The organism is Amycolatopsis sp. CA-211722 (genome assembly GCF_056828465.1).
In genome coordinates, this window is the sequence record NZ_CP184752.1 from 746657 (window position 1) to 772441 (window position 25785).

Sequence of the window (25785 nt, forward strand, 5' to 3'; positions counted from 1 at the left end):
CTTGGCGCGGGCAGTGTGAGCGGGTGACGAACCATCCGCTGTTACGGTACCGAGATTTACGGTGACTTTATGTGCTCAAGCCGTGGCGCTGGCGCACCAATCCGACAATTCCGTCCATGATGTCGGTGAGTTCGTAGTCCTTCGGCGTGAACACCTTCGCGATCCCCCGCTCCAGCAGGATCCTCTCGTCGTCGGGCGGGATGATGCCGCCGACGATCACCGGGATGTCGCCCGCGCCCGCGGCCCGCAAGCCGTCCACGACCTGCGGCACGACCTCGAGATGCGAACCGGAGAGCACCGAAAGCCCGACGACGTGCACGCCCTCCTGGACGGCGGCCGCGACGATCTGCTCAGGCGTGAGCCGGATGCCCTGGTACACCACCTCGAAACCCACGTCGCGGGCGCGCACGGCCACCTGCTCCGCGCCGTTGGAGTGCCCGTCGAGACCGGGTTTGCCGACCAGGATCCGCAGCCGCTCGCCGATCTCGGTGTTCGTCGCCTTGACCCGCTCGCGGACCCGGCGGATCTCCTCGTTGCCCTCGCCCGCGGCCGCCGACGCGGAAACGCCGGTGGGAGCGCGGTATTCGCCGAACACCTCGCGCAGCGCGCCCGACCACTCGCCGGTGGTGACGCCGGCGCGGGCGCACTCGATCGTGGCCTCGAACAGGTTCTCCGACGTCTTCGCGATGGTCTTGAGGTTCTCCAGCGCCGACTCGGCGGCCGCGTTGTCGCGCCGCGTCCGCCATTCCTCGATCGCGGTCACGGCCTGCTTCTCGACGCCCGCGTCGATCGTTTCGATCGCCTTGGCACCTTCGGCCTGCAGCGGAGAAGGCTCGGTGGTCTCGAACTTGTTGACCCCGACCAGGATCCGCTCGCCGTTCTCCATTCCGCGCCGGTACTCGGCGAGCGAGGCGACGAGCTGCGACTTCATGTAGCCGCTCTCGACGGCCGCCACGGCGCCGCCGAGATCCTGCACGCGCGCGATCTCCTCGCGCGCGCCGGCCATGATCTCGTCGACCTTGGCCTGGATGACGTACGAGCCGTCGAAGATGTCCTCGTACTCCAGCAGGTCGGTCTCGAACGCGAGCACCTGCTGCATCCGCAGCGCCCATTGCTGGTCCCACGGCCGGGGCAGGCCGAGCGCCTCGTTCCACGCGGGCAGCTGGATCGCGCGGGCCCTGGCGCCGCGGGAAAGCGAGACCGCGAGCATCTCCAGCACGATGCGCTGGACGTTGTTCTCGGGCTGCGCCTCGGTCAGGCCCAGCGAGTTGACCTGCACGCCATAGCGCAGCCGCCGCGCCTTGGGATCCGTGACACCGTACCGATCGCGGGTGATCTCGTCCCACAGCGCGGTGAAGGCGCGCATCTTCGACATCTCTTCGACGAAGCGCACACCGGCGTTGACGAAGAACGAGATCCGCGCGACGACCTTGGCCATGTCGGCCTGATCGACCTGGCCGGAATCGCGGACCGCGTCGAGGACGGCGATGGCGGTGCACAACGCGTACGCGACCTCTTGCGTCGGCGTCGCGCCGGCTTCCTGCAGGTGATAGCTGCAGATGTTGATCGGGTTCCACTTCGGGACGTGGTGCACGGTCCACGCGATCATGTCGGTGATCAGGCGGAGACTGGGGCCCGGCGGGAAGATGTAGGTGCCGCGGGAGAGGTATTCCTTGATGATGTCGTTCTGCGTGGTGCCGGTGAGCTTGGCCAGCACCTCGTCCACGTCGCGGCCCTCGGCTTCGGCCTGCTCCCGCGCCACGGAGACGTAGAGCGCCAGCAGCCACATGGCGGGCGCGTTGATCGTCATCGAGGTGTTGGCCTCGGCGAGCGGGATGCCGTCGAAGAGCCGCCGCATGTCACCGATATGCGAAACCGGGACGCCGACCTTGCCGACCTCGCCCTTGGACAGCTGGTGATCCGGGTCGTAGCCGGTCTGCGTCGGCAGGTCGAAGGCGACCGAGAGGCCGGTCTGTCCCTTCGCGAGGTTACGGCGGTACAGCTCGTTGGACGCGGCCGCGGACGAGTGGCCCGCGTAGGTCCGCATCACCCAGGGGCGGTCCCGTTCACGGTCCGTGGGATAGGGCACGGCATACCTCCGGCACTGGACGACCGCCTGAGTGTACCGGCCGGTAACATCGGCCGCCGAGTTGAATCGGACACAGTCGGGTCATTCTCCGGCCATCGATCTCTGGCGCTGTCGTGCCTCGTCGACGGCTTTCGCGAGCTTCTCGCGCACTTTGGCCACGTCGCTGACACCCACAAGGATGATCGGCGGCTTCCGGTCCTTCCCGGTGCCCGCGCCGAAATTCGCCGACGCCCACGCCAGCACGCCGAGCCTGCCGAAGGTGATCGTCCCGGTCTTGCCGGGACCGGGCGTGACGACGGGATCGGCCAGGCCGGCCAGCGCCGCGGACTCCTCCTTGCGGCGGACGAGCGAACTGGTCGCGATGACCCGGCCGTCCGTCACGGCGTACGTCGTGGAGGCGAGCCTGAGGTAGCGGATCAGCGGCCTTCCGGCGAGATGGAAGACGCCCGCGGCGGTGAGCACGACCCACGCGGCCAGGTGGAACGCCGTGTCGTGGTTGGCGGCGAAGAACAGCGTGACACCGGCCAGCCAGAGCAGGCCGACGGGGACGTTGAACCGGTCGCCGGGATTGAAGAGGGGCCTGCGCACCGGCTGCCCGGCCCAGATGACCCGTTCGCCTGGAAGGAGGTCGATCTGCCCCTCATGCATGCCACGGCACACTACCCGGCCGGGGGACGGTCGAGGAGTGTCCGTTCGTCGGTGAAATTCCGGGCCGAACGGACCTACCGAGGGCGTCCGCGGGTGGGTCGCGAGCGTCTTGGGCCTGGTTCCGTGAAGGCCTCCTTGCCTACCCTGAAGGTAGTGAAGGAGGCCTAATGGGTTGTGTTCGGGCTGGTTTGGCAGGCTTGGATGTGGTGGCTGCTGGCGGGTGAGCACTCGTGAGGCCTGGGTTGTGCGAGACCTTCGTGAAGACCGTCGCCTCCGCTGGTAGCGGGAGAAGTTGATCACTAGAGGGATGTCGTGCCTGCTGTGTGTGGTGTGAGCACTCGACCATTAGGCCGTTGATCTTCTTCCGCGTGGCCGTCAGTCATGATCTGGACAGGGCAGGAGCTGGTGCGGCGTGGTGTTGTTCGTCGGTGATGACTGGGCATCCGATCATCACGATGTGGAGATCCAGGACCAGACCGGGCGGCGGCTGGGCAAAGCCCGGCTCCCGGAAGGCGTCGAGGGCATCGCCCGGTTGCATGGGCTGCTCGCGCGGTTCCTGCCCGAGGACGCCGATCCTTCTCAGGTCCTGATCGGGATCGAGACCGATCGGGGCCCGTGGCCGGCGGCGCTGGTCGCCGCGGGGTATCGGGTGTTCGCTGTCAACCCGCGGCAATCGGCGCGGGCCCGGGACCGGCTCGGGGTCTCCGGCGCGAAAAGCGACGCCGGTGACGCGCATGTGCTGGCCGATCTGGTCCGCACCGACGCCCACCAGTTGCGTGAGGTCGCAGGCGACAGCGATCTCGCCGACGGGGTGCAGGGGCTCACCCGCGCGCACCAAGCGCTGATCTGGGACAAGACCAGGCATGTGCTGCGGTTGCGGGCCACGCTGCGGGACTACTTCCCCGCCGCGCTGGAGGCCTTCCCCGATCTGGACACGCCCGAGGCCCTGTCGTTGCTGGCGAAGGCACCCGACCCGCAGAGCGCGGCCCGGTTGTCCCGCAAGCAGATCGCCGCAGCGCTCACCCGGGCCCGCCGACGCGATATCGAGGGTAAAGCCGCCGCGATCCAGGCTGCTCTGCGCGCTCCGGCGCTGGGCCGTGGCCCGGTCCTGACCACGGCCTCGGCGGCGATCACCCGCTCGCTGATCGCGGTGATCATCACCCTCATCGAGCAGATCACCCAGCTCGAAGCCGAGGTGAAGGCCTCTTTTGGCCAGCACCCTGACACCGAGATCTACCTGTCCCAACCCGGACTCGGGCAGATCCTCGGCGCCAGGGTGCTCGCCGAATTCGGAGACGACACCACCCGCTACACCTCAGCGAAAGCCCGCAAAAACTATGCCGGGACCAGCCCGCTGACCATCGCCTCCGGCCGCAAAACCACCATCCGGGCCCGATACGTGCACAACGACCGGCTCCTCGACGCCCTCACCCGCCAAGCCCAATCAGCACTCAAAGCCTCACCCGGAGCCCGCGCCTACTACGACACACTCCGAGCCCGCGGCGCCGGCCACCAAGCCGCCCTACGCCAACTCGCCAACCGACTCGTCGGCCTCCTCCACGGATGCCTCAAAACCCACACCCACTACAACGAAACAACCGCCTGGGCCCACCACAACACCACCGCCGCTTGACACACAAAACCCAGGGATGTCTTCACGGACTTCAGGGTCGCCGCTCTCGCCACAGGTACAGCAGCGCGCGTGAAGGCCCCCTTCCCTCGGCTCAGCCGAAGAGCCTTCCTAAGTACATGAAGGCCCCCTTCCTTGCGCTAGGCGCAAGGAAGGGGGCCTTCATGTACCTCAGACGAGCACCGGGCCCGACCGACGCCATGGCACTTAGGTATTTACGCTGGCAAGTCCGGTCTGCTGTGCCGTGAAGGCGCGCTCGGGACTGTGACCGAAATCCGCGAGACTCACCCCCTGCCCGGCGTCTAGCGTGGGTGACCGTGACGTGGAGTTCGTACAGCAGCTATCTGGTCATCGTCGTCCTGATCGTCCTCGCGCCGGGGCCGGACACGATGGTGATGCTCAAGAACTCCCTGTCCGGCGGCACTCGCGGCGGCTTCCTCACCACGGCCGGGATCTTCGTGGCCAACGCCGTCCAGGGCACCGCCGCCGCGCTCGGCCTCGGCGTCGTCATCGCGCAGTCGCAGCCGGTGTTCGTGACGCTCAAATGGGTCGGCGCCGCGTACCTGGTCTTCCTCGGTTTCCAGGCGTTGCGCGGTGCGTGGCGAGGGGACTACTCCGGCGTCACCGCGGCGAAGCAGCAACGGGCGAGTGGCTTCCGCCGCTTCCGTGAGGGCTTCCTCTCCAACATCACCAACCCGAAGGTGCTCGTGCTGTACCTGTCGGTGCTGCCGCAGTTCCTCGACCCGGTGACGACGTCGGCGTGGCACGCGCTGCTGCTCGCATACACCGTCGCGGTGCTGGGCGCGGCCTGGCTGCTGACGCTGTTGTTCTTCGTGCACCGCGTGCGGGCCTGGCTGGAACGCCGCAAGGTCCGCCGCGCGCTCGACGGCGTCACCGGCACCGCGCTGGTCGGCTTCGGCGCGGCTTTGGTGTTCGAGTCATGACCTCGCCCTGCCCTGATCGCGCGTGAAGGCCCCCTTCCCTCGGCTGAGCCGAGGGAAGGGGGCCTTCACGCGCGATCGATCAAGCCCGGTCGGGCTCTCCCGCCACGCGTTCGATCCTGGCCCCGAGCCGGTTCAGGTTCTCCACGAAGTGCGGGTAACCGCGGTCGATGTGGAAGACGTCCCAGACCTCGGTGACGCCGTCCGCGCAGAGCCCGGCCAGGACCAGCCCGGCACCGGCACGGATGTCCGCGGCCCACACCGGAGCGCTCGAAAGCCTCTCCACGCCCCGCACGACGGCGTGGTGGCCATCGGTGCGCGCGTCGCCGGACAGCCGCATCATCTCTTCGATGAAGCGGAACCGGGCCTCGTAGATGTTCTCCGTGATCATCGACGTGCCTTCGGAGACCGCCGACAGCGCGACCGCGAATGGCTGCAGGTCGGTCGCGAAACCGGGGTACGGCAGCGTCACCCAGTCGACGGCCTTCGGGCGCTCGTTCTGGACGATGCGGAAACCCTTGTCGTCGAACGTCTCGACCTCGGCGCCTGCCAGGCGGAGCTTGTCGAGGACCAGGTCGAGATAGTGCGGGTTGACGCCGCGGACGGTCAGGTCGCCGCGGGTCATCGCGGCGGCGAACGCCCAGGTCGCGCCGACGATCCGGTCGCCGATCACGCGGTGCTCGGTCGGGTGGAGCTTCTCGACGCCCTCGACGGTGAGGGTGGAGGTGCCCGCGCCTTCCACCTTCGCGCCCATCTCGGTCAGCATCGTGCAGATGTCGACGATCTCGGGCTCGCGCGCGGCGTTGTCGATGACCGTGGTGCCCTCGGCGAGCACGGCGGCCATCAGGATGTTCTCGGTGGCGCCGACGCTCGGGAAGTCCAGCCAGATCTGCGCGCCACGCAGCCCGTCGGCCTTCGCCACGACACAACCGTGCTCGATGGTGCTGGTGGCGCCCAGCTTGCGCAGCCCGTTCTGGTGCATGTCCAGCGGACGGGATCCGATGGCGTCACCGCCCGGCAGCGCCACGACGGCCTGCTTGAGCCGTCCGACCAGCGGACCCAGTACGCACACCGACGCGCGCAGCTTGCCCATCGCGGCCGAATCGGCCCGGTGCGACAGCTCGGCAGGCGTGGTGATCTTGGCGGTGTCGCCGTCGATGACGACGTCGCAGCCGACACTGCGCAGGACGTCGCCCATCAGGGGGACGTCGAGGATCTGGGGGCAGTTCGTGATGGTCGTCGTACCCTCGGCCAGGAGGGCCGCGGCCATCAGTTTCAGGACGCTGTTCTTGGCCCCGACCACGTCGACCTCGCCGACCAGCCGTGCTCCGCCGTGCACGTCGAAGTGCTCGCTCATGGGCGCCAATCATGCCCTCTCGCCCGGATTTGCCTTACGCCGGGCCGGTAGAGTCGGCTTCATGGTCGTTCGCATCAACCGCGTGTACACGAAGGTCGGCGACAACGGCACCACGGCGCTCGGCGACGGCTCCCGCGTGCCGAAGACGTCGCCGCGGCTGGGTGCGTACGCCGACGTCGACGAAGCCAATTCCGTCATCGGGCTCGCGCTCGCGATGGGTGGTCTCCCCGACGAGATCGCGCAGGTACTGCGTGCGGTGCAGAACGATCTCTTCGACGTCGGCGCGGATCTGTGCGCGCCGATCGTGGAGAACCCGCCGTACGAGCCGCTGCGGATCACCGAGCGGTACATCGAGCGGCTCGAAGGCTGGTGCGACGAGTTCAACGAGCGCGTGCCGAAGCTGACGTCGTTCATCCTGCCGGGCGGCACGCCGGGCGCGGCTTTCCTGCATCAGGCCCGCACGGTCGCGCGGCGGGCGGAGCGGTCCGGCTGGGCGTTGTTCGAGGCCGAGCAGGCCGCGACGAACCAGCTGGCGATCAAGTACCTGAACCGGCTCTCGGATCTGCTGTTCATCCTGTCGCGGCTGGCGAATCCGGACGGCGACATCCTGTGGCAGCCCGGCGGGGCGAGCTGAAGGGGACTTCCCCTCGTGAGACGCGGTGAAGGACGCTTTCCCCCCATCGGATGCGGGGAAAGCGCCCTTCAGCTCACAATCGGCCCTGCTCCTGTGCCGCCCAATAGCGCTCGAGGTCGACGTCGGGCGTGCCGTCCTTGCCCGGGTCGACCGCCTTCATCGTGATCGTGTCCTCCAGGGACACGGGTTCGGGAAGGTGGCTCCAGCGGTTCGTGTCCTCGCTCTGAGTCATAGTCCGAAGAATAGACGTGCATCACGTCGGAAGGCCGGTAGAAATGCCGCTTCGTGATGATCCCATGTTTCCTAAACGCCCCAAGAAGCCCGGAGCGAGGCCAGAGCGTCGTGGAAGCCGGGGAACGTCTTCTTCACGCAGCCCGGGTCGTCCAGCGTGATCCCCGGTGTCCGCAGCCCCGCGACACTGAACGCCATCGCGATCCGGTGGTCTCGCCGGCACTTCACGAGCGCGCCCGTGGGCACCCCGGGCCGGATCTCGATCCAGTCCCGCCCGGTCTCGACCGAGACGCCCATCGCGCGCAGGTTCTCCTCGCACGCCGCGAGCCGGTCGCATTCCTTGATCCGGGTGTTGTAGACGTCCTCGATCCGCACCGGCCCGTCCGCGAACGGCGCGATGGCCGCCAGCGTCGGCACGGTGTCGGAGATGTCGCGCATGTTCACCGTGACACCGCGCAGCCTGCCCGTTCCGGTCACCGTCACGGCATCCGGGCCGGCCTCGACGTCCGCGCCCATCTTTCGCAGGACCTCGACGAACGCCAGATCCCCTTGCAGAGCGCCCTCGCCGAGCCCCGGCACGGTCACCGAATTGCCGGTCAGCGCGGCGGCCGCGAAGAAGTAGCTGGACGTCGAGGCGTCGGGCTCGATCTCGTAGCGACAGGCCTGATAAGGCGCGGGCGGCACGACGAACGTGTCGCCGTCACGGACGACCTCGACGCCGAAGCGCCGCATCATCGCGATGGTGATCTCGACGTAGGGCACCGAGACGAGGTCGGTCACGGTGATCCGCAACCCCTCGGCCGTCAGCGGCCCGACCAGCAGCAACGCCGTCAGGAACTGCGAGGACAGCCCCGCGTCCAGGGTCAGCTCGCCGCCCTTGATCCCGGCGGCCCGCACCACCAGCGGATGGTGGCCCGGCGCCCCTTCGAAGGTCAGGTCGACGCCCAGCTCCAGCAACGCGTCGGTGAGCGGCCCCAGCGGCCGGGCGCGCATCTGCTCGGAGGCGTCGAACCGGAAGGTGCCGTGCCCGGCGGCGGCCAGTGCGGGCAGGAAACGCGCGGTGGTGGCGCCGTCGCGGCAGAAGACGTCGGCGCTGTCGACGGCGGGGCCCTCCGGCCTGCCCTCGATCGTCCACTCCCCGTCGGTGCGGGAGACCTGGTAGCCGAGGTTGAGGAGGCCTTCGGCGAAGCCCTCGGAGTCGTCCGAGCGCAGCGGCCTGCCCAGTACGGTCGTCCCGTGGGCGGCGGCCGCGAGGAACAGGCCTCGGGCGGTGATCGACTTCGAGCCGGGGATGTCGACGATGGTCACGGCGTGAGCATACGACGTGCTCCAACGCGGAACTCGCGTGATCAGAGGCGTAACTCGCGTGATTGAAGGCGTAACTCAGGAGGCGCGCGGGAGGCGGCGCCCGGGTGGGGCCGATTCGAGCCAGGAGAGGAAGCCGGTGAGGGCACCGGGACCCATCGCGATCTCGATCGCCTCCTGCGTGGCGGACTCACACCGCAGGACGATCGAACCTTCGGGGACGGCGTACGCCTCCGTGCCGGAGGGATCGCGCCGGTCCGCGATCTCCATACTCGACCGCTGGAAGACCCGGTCCGGGCCGGTCCGCAGGCTCCACACCCGGAACCAGACGAACTCGTCGCCCTCGTAGCGGCCCAGCCCCAGATGCCAGCTGGACCGCGCTTCGTCCGGACGCCACCGCAGGGCGACACTCACGCCACCACCGCGGCGCATCCGGACCCACCGCAACGAATACCAGGCCACGACGACGGCCAGGACGGTCAGGGCCCCGAGAACACCCACGGCGATTTCCACGGCCCGGCCCCTGCCCGTCGCCCGGTCAGACCGACTGACCGGCCGCGCGAAGCTGGGCGGTCGCCCTAGCCCGCTCTTGCTCGTCTTCGCCGCTCAGCGCCTTCTTGGCCGCGTCGACGTCGATCTCGTCCGAAAGCTCGGCGCTCTCGGCGAGGATGCTCACGCCGGTCGCGGTGACCGACAGGAACCCGCCGTGCACCGCGGCGGTCACGGTCTCGCCGTCCGTGGTCGTCACCTTCACGACGCCACCCTCGACGAGCTGGCCGAGAACCGGCTCGTGACCGGCCATGATGCCGATCTCGCCCTCGGTGGTCTGCGCCACCACGAACGTGGCGGTACCGGACCAGAGACGGCGCTCGACGGCTACCAGCTCGACAGAAATCTCAGCCACGTAGCTTCCCTTCACCTCAGGTGCTGGCACCGAGTGTAATAGTCGAAGTTCCCAGTAAGCGAACGGCGGGATCAGCGTCCACAGTAGACACTGATCCCGCCGCTCATCGGAACATCACTTCTTGGTGATTTCCTTGTACTTCTTCTCGAGGTCTTCGAGGCCACCGATACCCAGGAACGCCTGCTCCGGGTAGTGGTCGAAGTCGCCCTTGGTGATGCGGTCGAAGGACTCGATGGTCTCCGACAGCGGCACGGTCGAGCCCGGCTGACCGGTGAAGGCCTCGGCGACCAGCATGTTCTGCGACAGGAACCGCTCGATGCGGCGCGCGCGCTGAACGGTCAGCTTGTCCTCTTCCGACAGCTCGTCCATACCGAGGATCGCGATGATGTCCTGCAGCTCCTTGTACTTCTGCAGGATCCGGATGACCTCGGAGGCCACGCGGTAGTGGTCCTCACCGACGATGGCCGGGTCGAGAATGGTAGACGTCGACGCCAGCGGGTCCACCGCCGGGAAGATGCCCTTCTGGAACACGCCACGGGAAAGCTCCGTGGTGGCATCCAGGTGGGCGAACGTCGTCGCCGGGGCCGGGTCGGTGTAGTCGTCCGCGGGGACGTAGATCGCCTGCATCGAGGTGATCGAACGACCACGGGTCGAGGTGATCCGCTCCTGGAGCTGACCCATCTCGTCGGCCAGCGTCGGCTGGTAACCCACGGCCGAAGGCATACGGCCCAGCAGGGTCGACACCTCGGAACCGGCCTGGGTGAACCGGAAGATGTTGTCGATGAAGAGCAGCACGTCCTGGTTCTGCACATCGCGGAAGTACTCCGCCATGGTCAGCGCGGACAGCGCGACCCGCATACGGGTGCCCGGCGGCTCGTCCATCTGGCCGAAGACGAGGGCGGTGTCGTTGATGACGCCGTCCTCGGACATCTCCAGGAAGAGGTCGTTGCCCTCACGGGTGCGCTCGCCGACACCGGCGAACACCGAGGTACCACCGAAGTTCCGGGCGACACGGGTGATCATCTCCTTGATGAGCACCGTCTTGCCGACGCCGGCACCGCCGAACAGGCCGATCTTGCCACCCTGCACGTACGGGGTCAGCAGGTCGACGACCTTGAGGCCGGTCTCCAGCATCTCCGTCTTGCCTTCGAGCTGGTCGAAGGAGGGCGGGTTGCGGTGGATGCCCCAGCGCTCGAGGTCCTCGCCGTAGCCGGGCTCGTCGAGGCACTCGCCGAGCGCGTTGTAGACGTGGCCCTTGACCTTGTCGCCGACCGGCACCGTGATGGGGCCGCCGGTGTCGGTGACCTCGGCGCCACGGACGAGGCCGTCCTGCGGCTGGAGCGAAATGGTGCGGACGAGGTTGTCGCCGAGGTGGCTGGCGACCTCGAGCGTCACCGTCTTGCGGAGCTGCTCGAACTCGATCTCGACCTTGAGGGCGTTGAACTGGTCGGGGACGGAACCGCGCGGGAATTCGACGTCGACGACCGGGCCGGTCACCGAGACGATGCGCCCCTTGGCACGGGCTTCAGTACTGGTCATCAGTCATCACTTCCTGCTGCGGTGAGAGCGTTCGCCCCACCGACGATTTCGGAGATCTCCTGGGTGATCTGCGCCTGGCGGGCCTGGTTCGCCTCCCGCGTCAGCGTGTTCACCAGTTCGTTCGCGTTGTCCGACGCCGCCTTCATCGCGGTCCGGCGGGCCGCGAGTTCGGACGCCGCCGACTCGAGCATCGCCGCGAAGAGCCGCGTGTTGATGTACTTCGGCAGCAGCGCGGAGAGCAGCTTTTCGGCACTGGGCTCGAACTCGTAGCTCGGGAGCAGGCTTTCGGGCTTCTCCTCTTCGCCCTCGGTGTACTCGACCTCGAGCGGCGCGACGCGCTTGGCGACCGGACGCTGGGTGAGCATCGAGACGAACTCGGTGTAGACGACGTGGATCTCGTCGACACCCAGGATGCCGTCGGCGTTGCCCGACTCGTCGTCGGCGCCGTTCAGGAACGACTCGACGATGAGCTCACCGGCCTCCGCGGCGTTGACGTAGCCGGGCTGGTCGGAGAAGCCCGTCCAGCTTTCGGCCACCTCGCGCCCGCGGAACCGGTAGAAGCTCAGGCCCTTGTTGCCGGTCACGTACAGCACCGGCTCCTTGCCCTGCTCGCGCAGCAGCGTGAGGAGCTCCTCGGTCGCCTTCAGCACGTTGGAGTTGTACCCACCGCACTGACCCTTGTCGCTGGTGATCACGAGGACCGCCGCGCGCTTCGGGTTCGGACGCTCGACCAGCAACGGGTGGTCGAGGTTCGCCGAGGCTCCGGCCAGGGCCGAGAGCACGTTCGTGATCTCGTCCGAGTACGGCCGGGAAGCCGCGACCTTCGCCCGCGCCTTGGTGATGCGCGCGGTGGCGATGAGCTCCATCGCCTTGGTGATCTTGCCGATGGACTTGGTCGCCTTGATACGCGACCGGAGTTCTCGGAGTTGTGCGGCCATGAGCTATCAGCTCACTTCTTCGGGGCGGGCTTGTTGACCTTGACGGTCTCCTGCCCGACCTTCTCGGCGTCCATCGCGTCGGAGACCTCGACCAGGCTCTTGCCCTCGGAGGTGGTGAACTCCTTCTTGAACTCGTTCACCGCGTCGACCAGCCCTTCGGCGGTCTCCTTGGAGAACTTGCCCGACTCGCGGATGTCCTTGAGGAGCTCTCCGTGCTTGCGACGCGCGGAGTCGACGAACTCGTCGCGGAAGCGGCGCACGTCCTCGGTCGGAACGGTGTCGAAGTGACCGTTCGTGCCGAGGTACACCGTGACGACCTGCTCCTCGACCGGGATCGGCGAGTACTGGGGCTGCTTGAGCACCTCGTACAGGCGGGCACCACGCTCGAGCTGCGCCTTCGACGCGTCGTCGAGGTCCGAGGCGAAGGCCGCGAAGGCCTCCAGCTCGCGGTACTGCGACAGGTCGATACGGAGCGAACCCGAAACGTCCTTCATCGCCTTGACCTGCGCGGCACCACCCACGCGGGAAACCGAGATACCCACGTCGATGGCCGGGCGCTGACCGGCGTTGAACAGGTCCGACTGGAAGAAGCACTGACCGTCGGTGATCGAAATGACGTTCGTCGGGATGTAGGCCGACACGTCGTTCGCCTTGGTCTCGATGATCGGGAGACCGGTCAGCGAGCCCGCGCCCAGCTCGTCCGAGAGCTTCGCGCAACGCTCGAGGAGACGGGAGTGCAAGTAGAAGACGTCGCCGGGGAAGGCTTCACGGCCCGGCGGGCGACGCAGCAGCAGCGAGATCGCGCGGTAGGCGTCGGCCTGCTTGGTCAGGTCGTCGAACACGATGAGGACGTGCTTGCCCTCGTACATCCAGTGCTGGCCGATGGCCGAGCCGGTGTACGGCGCGATCCACTTGAAGCCGGCGGAGTCCGACGCGGGGGCCGCGACGATGGTGGTGTACTCCATCGCGCCGGCGTCCTCGAGGGACTTCTTGACCGCGGCGATCGTGGAGCCCTTCTGGCCGACCGCGACGTAGATGCAGCGAACCTGCTTCTTCGGGTCGCCGGTCTCCCAGTTGGCCTTCTGGTTGATGATCGTGTCCACCGCGACGGCCGTCTTACCGGTCTTGCGGTCACCGATGATCAGCTGACGCTGGCCACGGCCGATCGGGGTCATCGCGTCGATGGCGGTGATACCGGTCTGCAGCGGCTCCGACACCGGCTGGCGCTCGACCACCGAAGCGGCCTTGACCTCCAGCGGGCGGCGGTCGGTGGTCTCGATCTCGCCGAGGCCGTCGATCGGGGCGCCCAGCGGGTTCACGACCCGGCCGAGGTAGCCCTCGCCGACCGGAACCGAGAGGACCTGACCGGTCCGCTTGACTTCCTGGCCTTCGACGACCGTCTCGAAGTCACCGAGGATCGCGGCACCGATGGAGCGCGCGTCCAGGTTCAGCGCCACGCCGAGGACCCCGCCGGGGAACTCGAGCAGCTCGTTGGCCATCGCCGAGGGAAGGCCCTCGATGTGGGCGATACCGTCACCGGCGTCGACGACGACGCCGACCTCTTCCCGGCTCACGTCCGGGGCGTAACTCGAGACGTAGTTCTCGATCGCGCTACGGATCTCATCCGAGGAGATCGTCAGCTCCGCCATTTCGTTCCCGCTCTCGCTTCGTTCTTGCCAGTGTGCAAAGTCGTTGTTGTGGGTCAGCCGGCCAACCGGCGACGCAGGGCGTCGATCCGCCCCGCGGTGCTGCCGTCGATGACCTCGTCGCCGACGCGGACGACGAGTCCGCCGCCGAGTGACGGGTCGACCTCGACGTGCAGCGCGAGCTGCCGCCCGTAAAGGGCGTTGAGCTTCTCGCTCAGCCGGGCCTGCTGTTCGTCGGACAGCGCGCTCGCGCTGGTCACCCGGGCGACCGAGCGTTCACGGCGTTCCGCGGCCAGCTGGACCAGCTCTTCGAGGGCGTTGCCGACCCCACGGCCCTTGGCGCGCAGGACGACCTGCTCGACGAGGGTCTTGGTGACCACGTCCACCTTGTCGGCGAACAGGGTGCGGACCAGGGTCCGCTTCGCCTCGGCGGGGGCGGTCAGGTCGGACAGTGCCCGTTCGAGCTCCGGCTCACCCGCGACGATACGGCTGATCCGGAACAGCTGGTCTTCGACAGCGTCGATGTTCCCGGACTTCTCCGCACTGGTGAGCAGCGCCGAGCGGCCGAGGGCCTCGAGCCCGTCGGTCAGTTCGCGCGGGCTCGACCAGCGGCTGCCCGCCACGGAGTCGAGCACCTGCAGGGCCGGTTCGGAAACCTTGCCCGCGAGGATCCCGCGGGCGAGGCCGATCCGGGCTTCGGACGAGGCCGAACCGTCGGCGACGGCCCGGCGCAGGCCGATCTCCCGGTCCAGCAGGGCGACGACCGAAAGCAGCTCGTCGCCGACCGAGGAGGACACAGTCGGGGCCGTGCCTGCCTCGGCCAGAACCTCGCCGAGACGCTTCTCGGCGAGGTCGAGCGCTTCACGGCTCGCAGCATGCAGCGTCATTCTGGTCTACTTCCCCGCTCCGCCAGCAGCACCGGCGGTCTCCAGCTCGGCAAGGAACCGGTCCACGGTGCCGTGACGACGCGCGTCGTCCGCGAGCGACTCGCCGACGATGCGGCTGGCCAGCTCGACGGAGTTACGGCCGAGTTCGGCGCGCAGCTCGGCGATGATCTGCGCCTTCTGGGCCTGCAGCTGAGCCTGCCCCTGGGCGACGATGCGCTGGGACTCGGCTTCGGCCTCGGCCCGCAGCTCCGCCTTGATCTGCTCGGCTTCGAGCCGGGCGTCGTCGCGGATCTTCGCGGCCTCGGAACGGGCTTCCGCCAGCTGCGCCTTGTACTGCGCGAGGTTTTCCTCGGCTTCGGCCTGAGCCTTCTCGGCCCGCTCGATGCCACCCTCGATCAGCTTGGTCCGCTCTTCGTAGGTCGCCTCGAAACGCGGAACGACGTACTTCTTCAGAACGAACAGCAGCAGAAGGAAGGCGACGAATCCGAGGATGAGCTCGGGAATGTGCGGCAGGATCGGGTTGGGCGCGTCTCCGGCGGCCAACACCAATTCGGTCTTCAGCACAACGTCTCCTTAAAGCGAGTTGAGTCGGAAGAACTCAGGCGCCGGAGGCGAGGAAGTAGATGACGATACCGATCAGCGCGAGCACCTCGGTCAGCACGAAGGTCGAGAAGGCGATGCCCTGGAGCTTGCCCTGGGCCTCCGGCTGACGGGCGGTGCCGTTGATGACCGCGGCGAAGATCAGACCCACACCGATACCGGGGCCGATCGCGCCGAGGCCGTAGCCGATGGCGGCGAGACCCGGGTTGATGTTGGAAGCGGCCTCGGCAGCCTGCGCAAGAACGATGTTGCTCACGTGCGTTTCCCTTCAAACTCGGTCCGCGCGACTCACGCGGATCGGGGGCTTTTGGTGTTTCTCAGTGCTCCGACGCCAGCGCGGCGCCGATGTACCCTGCGGACAGCAGTGCGAAGATGTACGCCTGCAGGATCTGGATGAAGGCCTCCAGGAACGTCATCGCGATGGCGAAGAGGAACGCCACCGGCGACGCGACCTTCACGATGCCTTCGCCCTCGGTCAGCAGGAAACTCCCGCCGAGCGTGAAGACCATGATGATGAGGTGCCCGGCGAACATCGCGGCGAAAACCCGGATGGCCAGCGTGGCCGGCGCGATGAAGAACTTCTGCGCGAACTCGATCGTGGAGTACAGCGGCAGAACGAATCCGGGAATACCGGCCGGCGCCAGTTCCTTCTTCAGGTAACCCTTGAAGCCGTGGCGCTTGAACCCGACGTAGTGGTACACCGGGTAAACGACGAGGAACGCGAGGGCGACCGGGAAACCGACCCGGGCCATGGTCGGGAACTGGAAGAACGGGATGATCCCGAAGAGGTTGTTCACCAGCACGAAGCTGAACAGTCCCAGAATCAACGGGATGAACGGCTTGAAATCGGCGGAGCCGATCTGCTCACGCGCGATGTTGTTGCGGCCGAAGTTGTAGATGCTCTCGGCCATGAACTGCCCCTTGGAGGGGACGACCTTCAACCGGCGCGACGTCACCATGAAGTAGGTGACGATGATGATCAGGGAGATGACCACCAGCAACATCGGCTTGGTGAAGCTCAACCAATAGCCGGAGCCGAACAACGGCGGTAGGTTGAAGTCTTTGACGCCAGGCGGCGTGAACTCCGCACCCTCGGCTAGTACCAGCGCGCCCACTGGGCTCCTTCCGGTTCTCCCGGCCGGCGTTCACTCCGCCGGGGGAATCGTCACGATCTGGACTTAACGTACCCGACACGTATCGGGCCGTCGGAGGCGGCCACCCCACGATGTGCTGAACACGGTTTCACGTTCCGCACACGAGGATTCTCGATGCAGTGCTCCCGGGAGACAGACGCCTACCAGCGGGTAATGAGGGACGATTCAACGCCGTCGCCACACTGCTGTTCGGGGTTCGTCATCAGGAGCCGGCAGCCGAGGCCGCCGCCCATACGCGGACCATATCAGCAGGTTCCGACAGGCCGTACAGGCGTACTACATTGCCCCTGATCGGCCGAGGACCTAGGTCCCGCCCCAGGTCAGGACCTGGGTCCCGAAATCAGCGGGAAGCCGGGATGATCGTCGGGATCTTGGTCTTGCGGAAGGCCGCGAACTCGGCGGCGGCGGACACGAGAATGGCCGCGATCATGGTGATGCCCAACGACATCGGGTGCAGGTCGGACCATCCGCGCAGCAGGGTCAGCGCCCCGAACAGGACGAGGATCTTGAGGACGTAACCACCGAGCGCGATCACCATCACGAACATCGGGTCCATGCCCGCGCTGAAGCGCATCATGCCCAGGGTCGCGAGGGACGACAGGATGGCGAGCACGCCGCCGATCACCGAGCCGTACAGGCCCGGGAGTCCATTGAGGATGGTGAAGAGCACGATGCAGGCCAGCACGACCGGCGGGGTCGCGATCAGGGAAGCCCTCGTCATCGCGTTGGCCGCCTGCAGGACCACCTTGGCGTGGGGGTTCTCCTCCGCCTCGACGGTCTTTTCGGTCTCGCTCACAGAAACTCCCTGGTCGTCTCAGCCCGCCAGTGTAGGCGCGTCCGGATCGCGCGGTTCAGGCGGTCCGGTTCCGCGACCGCAGCCTCGGCACGATCGACACCAGCGTCGCCAGCAGGAAACCGAAGCCGACGATCCAGAAGACCGCGGCGCTGTCGAACAACGTGACCGAAACGGCGCCGAACGCGAGCAGGCCGGCCCACAAGTAGATGAGCAGCACCGCGCGGCGCTGGGAATGGCCGATCTCCAGCAGGCGGTGGTGCAGGTGCATCTTGTCCGCGGCGAACGGGCTCTCGCCGCGGCGGGTGCGGCGGACGACCGCCATGATCAGGTCGAGCATCGGCACGAACAGCACCGCGGCGACCACGACGAGCGGCGACAGCAGCGCGAGCGCGTCCTTACCGCTGAACTGCGGGTACGGCACACGGCCCGACGCGGAGGTCGTCGCACCGGCCAGCATGAGCCCGATCATCATCGAACCCGAGTCGCCCATGAAGATCTTCGCGGGCTGGAAGTTGTACGGCAGGAAGCCCAGACAGGCCCCGGCGAGCGTGGCGGCGATGAGGGCGGGCGGGTACGCGCCGACGTCGCCGCCCGAGGAGTCGAGCAGGCCGAGGGAGAAGGAGCAGGTCGCCGCGGCGGCGATGAACCCGAGACCGCCGGCGAGCCCGTCGAGACCGTCGACGAAGTTCATCGCGTTGACCATGACGACCACCAGCACGACGGTCAGCAGCGCGCCCTGGTTCTTGTCCAGCACCAGCACCTGGCCGAAGGACTCGCCACCACCGCCCCACGGCACCCAGAACGACACCCACTGCACACCGAAGATCACCAGGATCCCGGCGCACATGACCTGGCCGGCCAGCTTCGTCCACGCGTCCAGCTCGAACCGGTCGTCGAGGGCGCCGATCAGGGAGATCACGCCCGCGGCGAGCAGGACACCCAGCGAGTCGAAGGAGAAGTCGAAACCGCGGCTCAGCGCGGGCAGCTGGTGCGCGAGCCCCATCGCGGCGGCGACACCGAGGAAGATGCCGATCCCGCCCATCCGCGGGATCGGGGTGACGTGGACGTCGCGGGCCCTCGGGTTGGCGATCGCGCCGATCCGGATGGCGACCCGGCGCACGACGCCGGTGAGCAGGAAGGTCACGGCCGCCGCGGTGAGGGCGACGAGGATGTACTCCCGGATCGGGAGGCCTTGCGTAGGAGGCATGACGCGTTACGCCACCGAGGTCCAAGTCACTCGAACACGCTACCGCGTGCGTGGGATACTGCGGCCAACGGTCCTGACGTCACCAGGTGCCATCCGTCCGATCACGCGTGGCGGCTAGGCGAGCGACTCCGCGGGCACGCCCAGTACCTCCGCGACGGCGGCCCGGCTGACCGCGCCCTCCCGCAGGACGACCGGGTCGTCGCCGGTGAGGTCGACCATCGTGGACGGGACGGGTTCGCCGGTGGATCCGCCGTCGAGGTACACCGCGACGCTGTCACCGAGCTGGTCGACGGCCTCCTGCGCGGTGGAGGCGGGCGGCTGCCCGGAGACGTTGGCGCTGGAGACCGCCATCGGGCCGACGTCCCGCAGCAGTTCCAGCGCGACCGGGTGCAGCGGCATCCGCAGCATCACCGTTCCGCGTGACTGCCCCAGATCCCACTGCAGGCTCGGCGCGTGCGGCAGGACGATGGAGAGGTCGCCGGGCCAGAAGGCCTCCATGAGCGCGCGGGCCTGCGGCGGCGTGCCGAGCACGAGTCCGTCCACAGTGGACCAGGAGCCGACCAGCACGCCGACCGGCATGTCCGGGCCGCGGTTCTTGGCGCGGAGCAGGGACTGGACGGCGCCGCTGTCGAAGGCGTCCGCGCCGATCCCGTAGACCGTGTCGGTCGGGAGGACGACGAGGCGGCTGGAGCGCACCGCGCTCGCCGCCGCGGCGAGCCCGTCGGCCCGCGATTCACGCTTGCTGCAGTCGTACACCGCGCTCATGGCCAGTGAGCGTAGCGCTGCCCGATCTCTCGTGAGTGGTAAGGACGGTTAGAACCGTCCTTACCACTCACGAGACCCACGATCGTCAGAAGGCGAAAGCGGTGCAGAACGACGTCGCCGTCTTCGCCGGATCCGCGATCGACGTCGCGGTCAGCTTGATGTGCGCGACGTGGTCACCGCCCGCGGCCCGTTTGGCGTGCGCCGTCGCCGAGGACCGCTTGCCGAACGGGACGGTGGACAGTTCGTTCGGCAGCCGCACCTCCCACCCCTTCGCGTTGGTGGACGCGCTCAGGCGGTAGGTGTCGGTGTCGAACGGCGCCGCCGCCCCCTTCGCGTCACCGGTGTTGAGCACCGGGAACGAGCAGCTCGCCAGGCCCTGCTTGGCGAACGCCGGGGCCGACGGCCACAGCGAAACGCCCCTGGCCCGCGGGCCCGCTCCGTCGAGCGAAGCCACCGTGACGACGTACGACAGCACGCCCTTGCGGTCGCGCTCGACGTCCGAGACGAGGAACTTCAGCCTGTTCGCCTCGTCGGTGTACTCGTACTTGCTCGCGGAACCGGTGCCCGCCTTGAACGCCGCGTCGTTGAGCTGGCGGTAGTCGCCGATCGTGATCGGCACCGCGGTGCCGTCCGGCTTCTTGTAGTCGGTCATGCCGATGTCGGCCGGATTCGCGTCGACGATCCATTCGAACGGCGCGTTGTCCTGGTTCTTCGTCTTAGCGATGAGCACCCCGGAATCGGGAGCGAAGGAATCGCTGCCCATCCGGTCGACGACCTCGACGGTGTAATTGTGGTATCCGCCGCCGTCGCAGAACGGATCCTTGGACCGGTCGCATTTCGGCGAAAGGTCCCCGCCGGTCAGCGCGATGTTCATGCCGCTGTAGGCGCCCTGTCCGGGAAGGACCGAACGCGCCGTGATCCTCGCCGAAACCGGACCGGTCGTGGCGAGGGAGTTCCGGTCGAGCTTGAGAACGTCGTCCTGGTCGATGATGTCGAGCTTCATCTTGGTGCGCAGCATGTGGTGCGAACCCATCGAGCCGCCCTGCGTCGCCGGGATCTGCCAGCGCGTGTGCGGTCCGCCGGGTCCGTTGAAGCTGCCGCGCGACATCATCTCCCACGGACCGGTGTAGGTCCTGGACGGCGGAGTGCCGAACGGGTTGTTGTAATTGTCGCCGATGCCGAGGATATGGCTCAATTCGTGCGCGTAAACCGCCTGACCCGAGCTTTCGGCCTGGGTCGAGGAACCGGTGACCGCGTTCGGCCAGATACTCGCCGCCGATTTCCACGACGTCCACGGCACGTAGCGGGTCGAGGCGGCGTTCGGCATTCCGGCGACACCGGGGCCGAATTCGTCGGGCACATTGCCCGGCTCGCCGAACTTCATCACGCCGAATTCCTGCCAGGTCGCGCTCTCGTCCTGGCCGGCGGAGAGATAGAAGACGAAGTCGAACTGCTTGGCGACGTCACCCACGTCCGCCCGCCAGGCCGCGCCCGCGTCGGCGCGCAGGTCGCGTTTGCAGTTCGCGTCCGGCGGACAGGCGTCGGGCTGGAACTCCATGCCGTATTCGAAGGACTTGCCGGGCAGGCGGTACGGCCCGAACGCGGTCAGGTCGACCCCCATCCGGCCGCCGGAGTCCTCCATCCAGTATTCGTTGATGGTGTGGCCGCGGTTGATCGCCTGCGGTTTGTTGAGGAAGTCCTGGTAGAACTTCGCGACCTCAGCGCGCGGGATGTCGCTGGCGGCGGGGCCGGGGTTGCCGAACACCGTCGAGTGCGCCGGTTGGGTGACCGCGAACTCCTGATCGGGGTAGTCCGCGAGCACCACGGCACCCTTGAAGGTCCGCTTCGTCGGCTTCAGCGCGGGGTCGGCCCAGTTCGTGCCGGGCGGTTTGCGGTAGTCGTCCCACGTCATGTGGTCCTGGTTCTCCCAGGTCGACCCGTCGATCGGGGCGGGCCAGCCTTTCACCGGCGCCTCGGCGGACGCGGGCTGGGCGACCAGACCCGGCAGCAGCACGACGGTGGCGAGGACGGCGAATGTTCTGAGCGGGGTTCGTCGGAGAGACGATCGCATCGGGGTACACCTCCCAGTCGGACCGCCGATGAGGCGGCCGTGATCGACGTTAGGAGGCGGCCTTTGTCCTGGGCACCGCCGGAAGTCGTGAGTCTCGCTAACTATTCCCGCGTTTCGTCCTCTGGTTGCGGTAGTTGCGCGTGCAAGGACCGCAACCAGAGGACGAAACGCGAGGGTTCAGGAGACGCGCAAAGCGGTGACGAAACGCGGCCGGCCGGCGAGGTCGAGGTGTCCCTGGACGTCCGTCAGCACCCGTCGCGCGCGCACGAGCGCCGGGACGGCCGAGCCGTGTGTGTCGTCGTGCTCGATCGCCATCCCGCCGGTGGGCCGCAGCAGCCGCGCGGCCGCGGCGATCGCGTGCCGGATCACCGCCAGCCCGCTCTCTTCCGCGAACACAGCCCGCGGCGGGTCGTGCTCGGCGACCTCCGTCGGCACAGGCGTGCCTTCCGGCACGTACGGCGGATTGCACAGGACCAGGTCGACGAGGCCGTCGAGCTCGGCGAACATCGTGCTGTCCGCGACGTCGCCGGAGTACAGGCGGATGGGCGTGTCCCCCGCGTCGGCATGCACGTCGGCGTTGTGCCGGGCCCACGCGAGCGCCTGCGCGTCGATGTCGACCGCGTAGACGACGGCGTCCGGCCGCGCGTGCTGCACGGCCAGCGCCAGCGCGCCCGACCCCGTGCACAGGTCGACCACCACCGGGTACTCGCGCCCGTGCAGCAGTTTGAGGCCCCATTCCAGGAGCAGTTCGGTCTCCGGCCGCGGGACGAACACCCCGGCGCCGACATTGACCGTGACGTCGCCGAGCGCGGCCCAGCCGGTGAGGTACTGCAGCGGGATCCGCTTGGCCCGCTGGTTCACGAGCTGGCCGATCGCGTCGATGACGGGAGGGTCCACCAGCGGCACCATCGGCAGGCGGCCGCGTTCGACGCCGAGGACATGGGAGGCGATCAGTTCCGCGTCCGAACGCGGTGACGCCACACCGGCCTCGGTGAGGATGCGGGTCGCTTCCATGATGGCGAGGCGCAACGGCTGCCGGTTCACTGGTGTTCCTTCACAGAGTCAAGCCTGACACACGAGGCACGCGTGCCGGGGTCGATACACGCGCGCCCAGGGTATCGATTCCTTTCACCTCACCCGCCACGAGAGCGACGACAACGTCAGCGCCGCTTCGGCCACCCGCCTCGCGAGGTCGGTCTGAAGGCTCTTCGTCGCCGAAGCGATCCATTCGTCTACGTTCCGTACACCGACGTCGCGGTACTCGACGGCCTGAAGCAACATTTCGAGCTTGTCCGCGTCGCGCGCGTAGAGCGCCTCCGGGCTCTCCGCGGACTCGTATTCGTCGACGGCGTCGCGCACCGAGTCACGCGCCGCGCCGGGAAGCGCCGACGTCTGGGCGGCGGTGATCGCCCGCGGGTCCGGCTTCTCGACGAAACCCTTGATCGTGTGCGGAAGGTCGCCGGTCCGCGTCTCCTGCGTGTCGTGCCAGAGCGCGAGATACGCCGCCTTCGCCGGATCGGCGCCGCCCTCGGCCGCGAGCAGACCGGCCAGCTGCGCGACCCTGGCGGTGTGCTCGGCGACCGATTCGGGGTCGCGGACCCCCGCCTGCCACCACCCGGCCCGCCGGATCCGCTTGAGCACACCCAGTTCGAACCCGAATCTGGCCAGGGCGTCCACAGTTCTCCTACGCGTCGAGAGTGAGATATCCGGCCAGTGTCCCGCGCCGCAGCCGGAGCGTGTCGATGCGGTCGTCCATTTCGGCCAGTTCGCGCCGGATTTCCGCCACCACGGTCGGGCACAGGTCCAGCTCGGGCAGTTCACCCGTGGCGCACGGCAGCACCTTCGCGATGACCTGCGTGCTCAGCCCGGCCGCGAGGAGGGCGCGGATCTGCCGCACCGTGGTGACCGCGTCTTCGCCGAAGCTGCGGTAGCAGTTGGCGTCGCGTCGCGAAACCAGCAGCCCCTGCTCCTCGTAGTAGCGCAGCAGCCGCTGGCTCACGCCGGTCCGCCGGGACAGCTCGCCGATCAGCATGTGACCCCCGTCATCCGAGTTTGACCTTCACATCGATGTCAGTACCTAACGTCGCCGGCATGACGAATCATTTCGCGCACGTCGTCCGCGGTTCCGGTCCCGGTCTGCTGCTCGCCCACGGCGGTGGCGGCAGCGTCGAGGGCAACTTCGGGAGCATCCTCGACGACCTCGCCCGCACCCACACCGTCGTCGGCGCCGACTATCCCGGCTCCGGGGCCACGCCGCGCAGCGCCGGGCCGCTGAACCTCGACGCCGTCGCCGACGAACTGGTCTCCATCGCCGTAGACGCCGGCCTCGAACGCTTCGCGATCCTCGGCTACTCGCTCGGCACCGGAGTCGCCGTCCGCGCCGCGACGCGGCACCCCGATCGGGTCACCGGGCTCATCCTGACCGCCGGGTTCGCGAAACCGGACAACCGGCTGCTGCTGGCCGTCGACATCTGGCGCGAACTGCTGGGCGGTGACCGGAAGCTGCTGGCGAAGTTCCTCACTTTCGCCGCCACCGGCGAGAAGCACCTGAACTCGCTGACGCCCTCGGAGCTCGAAGCCGCCATCGACGGGCTCGCCGGTTTCATCCCGGAGGGCAGCCCCGAACACGTGGGCCTGGTCGCGAGCGTCGACACCCGCGCCGAACTGGCCGGGATCCCGGTCCCCACGCTCGTCGTCGCCACGACGCTGGACGGCCTCGCCCCGCCCGTCCACTCCCGCGAACTCGCGGCCGGGATCCCCGGCGCCGAACTGGTCGAGATCGAGGCCGGCCACGGGATCGGCACCGAGGCCCGCGACGAATGGCTCGGAGTGATCCAAAAGTTCCTCGCCGCGAGGATCTAGCGGTCGACCAGGCGTTCCCTGAGCACACGGAGGGTGCCGAAACGATCACTGTGACCGATATTCTATGGTGGCCGGGATGAGGTATCGGGAGATCTGGCTGCCCTTCGGCGTGTTTTCAGCCGCGCTGGGTGTGCTGCTCGCCCGATTCCTCGTCCCGCGCCCGATCGGCATGGCGGACAACGGCGACGGCTGGCGCATCCTGTGCCAGCTCGGCGGCCGCGAGCTCGACAGGCCCTCGCAAGACTTCGTCCGCTTCTCCTACGGCCCCGCCCCGGCCTGCGACAGCGCGTACATCTCCAGCCAGAGCTGGATCGACAGGATCGCCAGCGAGATCGGGCACCTGCTCGGCTCGTCGGCGATCCTGAACCTGCTGGTGCTGGGTGTGCTGACCTGTCTGCTGGTCTCGGGCGGGATCGCCGCGGTCGTGACCGGCCTGCGTCTTTCGGTCCGGAACAGCGTGATCGCCACGGTCGCGCTGCTGCTGGTCGTGGCGGACTCGGCCTTCTTCGGCTACTTCGCCTCGGTGCTGAGCGAGGGCGCCGCCTTCCTCGGGATGCTCCTGCTCGCCGGCGGGCTCCTGCTCATGCACCGCACCGGGCCGTGGCGCTACGCCGGAGCCACCGTCACCGTGCTCGGCGCGATGATCGGGATCAACGCGAAATCGCAGACGCTGCTGCTGATCCCATTGTTCGCGATCGCGCTGCTGTTCGTCCGGCCGGAGGGCAGCCGCGGCCTGGCCCGGTGGGCCCTGCCGCTGGCCGTGCTGGCCGTCGTCGGCACGGGCACCGCGCTGATGCAGAAATCGGGCGACCCGGCGAACGCGGAGTACCGCGAGATCAACATGTACCACGTCGTGTTCAACGGGATCGTGGACGGGAAACACGACACCGCCGGCGACCTCGCCGCGCTGGGTCTCCCGCCGGAGTTCGCCGCGTACGTCGGCACGGGCTGGTGGAGCGCCAACGGGGCGTGGTCCTCCCCCGACTACCCGAAGTACCGGGACAAGATCAGCCGCCGCAACATCGCCCAGTACTACCTCGAACACCCGGTCCGCGTGGTCCAGATGCTGCACCGCTCCGCACAGGAGACGCTGACGGCCCGTGTGCCGAACCTCGGGAGCTTCGGCGAGCACTCCGGGCAGCCGCCGCTGGCCAAGGAGTACCGGGTCCCCGTCCTGTCCGGGATCACCGGCTGGCTCGCACCGCTGGGGTTGTTCGCCTTGCTGCCGATCTGGCTGCTCATCGGCTGGGCGGGCCTCCGCGCCTTCCGCAAACGCGTCGGGCGGCGCGACGTGGGCCTCGTGGTGCTGACGTTCCTGCTGTTCGCGATGGGCCAGTTCCTGGTCGCCGGCCTCGCGGAGGGTATCGAGAACATCAAGCACCAGCAGCTGACGATCTTCCCGACCTTGCTCGCCGGCGCCTTCGCCGCGCTCTCGTTCCTGCCGCGGCGAAACAACGAATCGGACCCCGAAACGCAGTCCGAGACCAAGGAACCGGCGACCACGGTCTCCTGAATCGGCGTTATCCGGAGAATTCCGGCGGACCCGATTCCATTCCGCTCACCGGGCAAGGGCACCCCGAT

At 68.1% G+C, this 25785-nt stretch carries 26 protein-coding genes; 5 read left to right on the forward strand and 21 right to left on the reverse strand.

Annotation, left to right across the window (positions count from 1 at the left end; translation table 11 throughout):
- Positions 1 to 67 precede the first annotated feature (67 nt).
- Both ACOCEP_RS03655 and ACOCEP_RS03660 read right to left on the reverse strand, forming a co-directional pair.
- Positions 68 to 2089, reverse strand: a complete 2022-nt coding sequence (locus tag ACOCEP_RS03655) for a protein meaA (RefSeq protein ID WP_482335755.1) — start codon at positions 2087 to 2089, stop codon at positions 68 to 70.
- Between the two features lie 81 nt (positions 2090 to 2170).
- Entirely contained in the window at positions 2171 to 2737 is a 567-nt protein-coding gene (locus tag ACOCEP_RS03660; RefSeq protein WP_482335756.1) for a YdbT family protein, read from the reverse strand.
- Between the two features lie 415 nt (positions 2738 to 3152).
- Here ACOCEP_RS03660 and ACOCEP_RS03665 point away from each other — a divergent pair, with 415 nt between their 5' ends.
- Together ACOCEP_RS03665 and ACOCEP_RS03670 are read left to right on the forward strand one after the other, a co-directional pair.
- On the forward strand, positions 3153 to 4370 hold the full coding sequence (locus tag ACOCEP_RS03665) for an IS110 family RNA-guided transposase (protein ID WP_482339561.1): 1218 nt from the start codon (positions 3153 to 3155) through the stop codon (positions 4368 to 4370).
- 308 nt (positions 4371 to 4678) lie between these two features.
- A complete protein-coding gene (locus ACOCEP_RS03670) occupies positions 4679 to 5311 on the forward strand; it encodes a LysE family translocator (RefSeq protein ID WP_482335758.1) in 633 nt (210 codons plus the stop codon).
- 79 nt (positions 5312 to 5390) lie between these two features.
- Here ACOCEP_RS03670 and murA read toward each other — a convergent pair whose 3' ends face one another.
- Positions 5391 to 6665, reverse strand: a complete 1275-nt coding sequence (gene murA, locus ACOCEP_RS03675) for a UDP-N-acetylglucosamine 1-carboxyvinyltransferase (protein ID WP_482335759.1) — start codon at positions 6663 to 6665, stop codon at positions 5391 to 5393.
- Between the two features lie 61 nt (positions 6666 to 6726).
- On the opposite strand from murA, the gene ACOCEP_RS03680 reads away from it, so the two are divergent.
- Positions 6727 to 7299: a cob(I)yrinic acid a,c-diamide adenosyltransferase gene (locus ACOCEP_RS03680; RefSeq protein WP_482335760.1), complete on the forward strand. Its 573-nt coding sequence runs from the start codon at positions 6727 to 6729 to the stop codon at positions 7297 to 7299.
- 73 nt (positions 7300 to 7372) lie between these two features.
- Here ACOCEP_RS03680 and ACOCEP_RS03685 read toward each other — a convergent pair whose 3' ends face one another.
- The 18 genes from ACOCEP_RS03685 to ACOCEP_RS03770 all read right to left on the reverse strand — a co-directional run bounded on the left by ACOCEP_RS03685 (position 7373) and on the right by ACOCEP_RS03770 (position 23374).
- The gene (locus ACOCEP_RS03685) at positions 7373 to 7531 is read right to left on the reverse strand and encodes a hypothetical protein (protein WP_482335761.1); all 159 of its coding nucleotides are present in this window, start codon (positions 7529 to 7531) and stop codon (positions 7373 to 7375) included.
- Between the two features lie 71 nt (positions 7532 to 7602).
- Positions 7603 to 8838 carry a 3-phosphoshikimate 1-carboxyvinyltransferase gene (gene aroA / locus ACOCEP_RS03690; protein WP_482335762.1) on the reverse strand — a complete coding sequence of 412 codons (1236 nt, stop codon included), beginning with the start codon at positions 8836 to 8838 and terminating at the stop codon, positions 7603 to 7605.
- A 75-nt stretch (positions 8839 to 8913) separates the two neighbouring features.
- Positions 8914 to 9348: a DUF2550 domain-containing protein gene (locus tag ACOCEP_RS03695; protein ID WP_482335763.1), complete on the reverse strand. Its 435-nt coding sequence runs from the start codon at positions 9346 to 9348 to the stop codon at positions 8914 to 8916.
- A 25-nt stretch (positions 9349 to 9373) separates the two neighbouring features.
- On the reverse strand, positions 9374 to 9739 hold the full coding sequence (locus ACOCEP_RS03700; RefSeq protein ID WP_044852809.1) for a F0F1 ATP synthase subunit epsilon: 366 nt from the start codon (positions 9737 to 9739) through the stop codon (positions 9374 to 9376).
- A 114-nt stretch (positions 9740 to 9853) separates the two neighbouring features.
- Positions 9854 to 11278 carry a F0F1 ATP synthase subunit beta gene (gene atpD, locus ACOCEP_RS03705; RefSeq protein WP_038508936.1) on the reverse strand — a complete coding sequence of 475 codons (1425 nt, stop codon included), beginning with the start codon at positions 11276 to 11278 and terminating at the stop codon, positions 9854 to 9856.
- Positions 11278 to 12216, reverse strand: a complete 939-nt coding sequence (locus ACOCEP_RS03710) for a F0F1 ATP synthase subunit gamma (RefSeq protein WP_482335764.1) — start codon at positions 12214 to 12216, stop codon at positions 11278 to 11280. Before ACOCEP_RS03710 ends, atpD begins: the two co-directional genes overlap by 1 nt.
- An 11-nt stretch (positions 12217 to 12227) precedes the next feature.
- Positions 12228 to 13865 (reverse strand): F0F1 ATP synthase subunit alpha, encoded by a 1638-nt coding sequence (atpA, locus tag ACOCEP_RS03715; protein ID WP_482335765.1) that lies wholly within the window; start codon positions 13863 to 13865, stop codon positions 12228 to 12230.
- 53 nt (positions 13866 to 13918) lie between these two features.
- On the reverse strand, positions 13919 to 14749 hold the full coding sequence (locus ACOCEP_RS03720; protein WP_482335766.1) for a F0F1 ATP synthase subunit delta: 831 nt from the start codon (positions 14747 to 14749) through the stop codon (positions 13919 to 13921).
- 6 nt (positions 14750 to 14755) lie between these two features.
- The gene (locus ACOCEP_RS03725; RefSeq protein WP_482335768.1) at positions 14756 to 15313 is read right to left on the reverse strand and encodes a F0F1 ATP synthase subunit B; all 558 of its coding nucleotides are present in this window, start codon (positions 15311 to 15313) and stop codon (positions 14756 to 14758) included.
- Between the two features lie 34 nt (positions 15314 to 15347).
- Positions 15348 to 15605, reverse strand: coding sequence for an ATP synthase subunit c family protein (locus ACOCEP_RS03730; RefSeq protein WP_125785136.1), 258 nt, complete (start codon positions 15603 to 15605; stop codon positions 15348 to 15350).
- A 61-nt stretch (positions 15606 to 15666) separates the two neighbouring features.
- Positions 15667 to 16464, reverse strand: coding sequence for a F0F1 ATP synthase subunit A (gene atpB / locus ACOCEP_RS03735; protein ID WP_478263330.1), 798 nt, complete (start codon positions 16462 to 16464; stop codon positions 15667 to 15669).
- Between the two features lie 379 nt (positions 16465 to 16843).
- Entirely contained in the window at positions 16844 to 17299 is a 456-nt protein-coding gene (locus tag ACOCEP_RS03740; RefSeq protein WP_482335770.1) for a Cg1360 family ATP-synthase-associated protein, read from the reverse strand.
- Between the two features lie 55 nt (positions 17300 to 17354).
- Entirely contained in the window at positions 17355 to 18506 is a 1152-nt protein-coding gene (locus tag ACOCEP_RS03745) for a glycosyltransferase family 4 protein (RefSeq protein ID WP_034308959.1), read from the reverse strand.
- Between the two features lie 114 nt (positions 18507 to 18620).
- The gene (locus ACOCEP_RS03750) at positions 18621 to 19271 is read right to left on the reverse strand and encodes an L-threonylcarbamoyladenylate synthase (RefSeq protein WP_482335771.1); all 651 of its coding nucleotides are present in this window, start codon (positions 19269 to 19271) and stop codon (positions 18621 to 18623) included.
- Positions 19272 to 19356: 85 nt separating this feature from the next.
- A complete protein-coding gene (locus ACOCEP_RS03755; protein ID WP_482335772.1) occupies positions 19357 to 21342 on the reverse strand; it encodes a M6 family metalloprotease domain-containing protein in 1986 nt (661 codons plus the stop codon).
- A 177-nt stretch (positions 21343 to 21519) separates the two neighbouring features.
- On the reverse strand, positions 21520 to 22386 hold the full coding sequence (gene prmC / locus ACOCEP_RS03760) for a peptide chain release factor N(5)-glutamine methyltransferase (RefSeq protein ID WP_482335773.1): 867 nt from the start codon (positions 22384 to 22386) through the stop codon (positions 21520 to 21522).
- 84 nt (positions 22387 to 22470) lie between these two features.
- A complete protein-coding gene (locus ACOCEP_RS03765; RefSeq protein ID WP_482335775.1) occupies positions 22471 to 23019 on the reverse strand; it encodes an HD domain-containing protein in 549 nt (182 codons plus the stop codon).
- 7 nt (positions 23020 to 23026) lie between these two features.
- Positions 23027 to 23374 (reverse strand): MerR family transcriptional regulator, encoded by a 348-nt coding sequence (locus tag ACOCEP_RS03770; protein WP_482335776.1) that lies wholly within the window; start codon positions 23372 to 23374, stop codon positions 23027 to 23029.
- A 59-nt stretch (positions 23375 to 23433) separates the two neighbouring features.
- On the opposite strand from ACOCEP_RS03770, the gene ACOCEP_RS03775 reads away from it, so the two are divergent.
- Positions 23434 to 24204: an alpha/beta fold hydrolase gene (locus ACOCEP_RS03775; protein WP_482335777.1), complete on the forward strand. Its 771-nt coding sequence runs from the start codon at positions 23434 to 23436 to the stop codon at positions 24202 to 24204.
- Between the two features lie 76 nt (positions 24205 to 24280).
- Entirely contained in the window at positions 24281 to 25717 is a 1437-nt protein-coding gene (gene wsfD / locus ACOCEP_RS03780; RefSeq protein WP_482335778.1) for a glycan biosynthesis hexose transferase WsfD, read from the forward strand.
- The last annotated feature ends 68 nt before the right edge of the window (positions 25718 to 25785 follow it).

Coding starts and splice junctions, on each gene's coding strand:
- ACOCEP_RS03660 (WP_482335756.1), bottom strand. CDS start 2,737: ATGCATGAGGGGCAGATCGACCTCCTTCCAGGCGAACGGGTCATCTGG.
- murA (WP_482335759.1), bottom strand. CDS start 6,665: ATGAGCGAGCACTTCGACGTGCACGGCGGAGCACGGCTGGTCGGCGAG.
- ACOCEP_RS03680 (WP_482335760.1), top strand. CDS start 6,727: ATGGTCGTTCGCATCAACCGCGTGTACACGAAGGTCGGCGACAACGGC.
- ACOCEP_RS03685 (WP_482335761.1), bottom strand. CDS start 7,531: ATGACTCAGAGCGAGGACACGAACCGCTGGAGCCACCTTCCCGAACCC.
- atpD (WP_038508936.1), bottom strand. CDS start 11,278: ATGACCAGTACTGAAGCCCGTGCCAAGGGGCGCATCGTCTCGGTGACC.
- ACOCEP_RS03710 (WP_482335764.1), bottom strand. CDS start 12,216: ATGGCCGCACAACTCCGAGAACTCCGGTCGCGTATCAAGGCGACCAAG.
- atpA (WP_482335765.1), bottom strand. CDS start 13,865: ATGGCGGAGCTGACGATCTCCTCGGATGAGATCCGTAGCGCGATCGAG.
- ACOCEP_RS03720 (WP_482335766.1), bottom strand. CDS start 14,749: ATGACGCTGCATGCTGCGAGCCGTGAAGCGCTCGACCTCGCCGAGAAG.
- ACOCEP_RS03745 (WP_034308959.1), bottom strand. CDS start 18,506: ATGCCTCCTACGCAAGGCCTCCCGATCCGGGAGTACATCCTCGTCGCC.
- ACOCEP_RS03750 (WP_482335771.1), bottom strand. CDS start 19,271: ATGAGCGCGGTGTACGACTGCAGCAAGCGTGAATCGCGGGCCGACGGG.
- ACOCEP_RS03755 (WP_482335772.1), bottom strand. CDS start 21,342: ATGCGATCGTCTCTCCGACGAACCCCGCTCAGAACATTCGCCGTCCTC.
- ACOCEP_RS03770 (WP_482335776.1), bottom strand. CDS start 23,374: ATGCTGATCGGCGAGCTGTCCCGGCGGACCGGCGTGAGCCAGCGGCTG.
- ACOCEP_RS03775 (WP_482335777.1), top strand. CDS start 23,434: ATGACGAATCATTTCGCGCACGTCGTCCGCGGTTCCGGTCCCGGTCTG.
- wsfD (WP_482335778.1), top strand. CDS start 24,281: ATGAGGTATCGGGAGATCTGGCTGCCCTTCGGCGTGTTTTCAGCCGCG.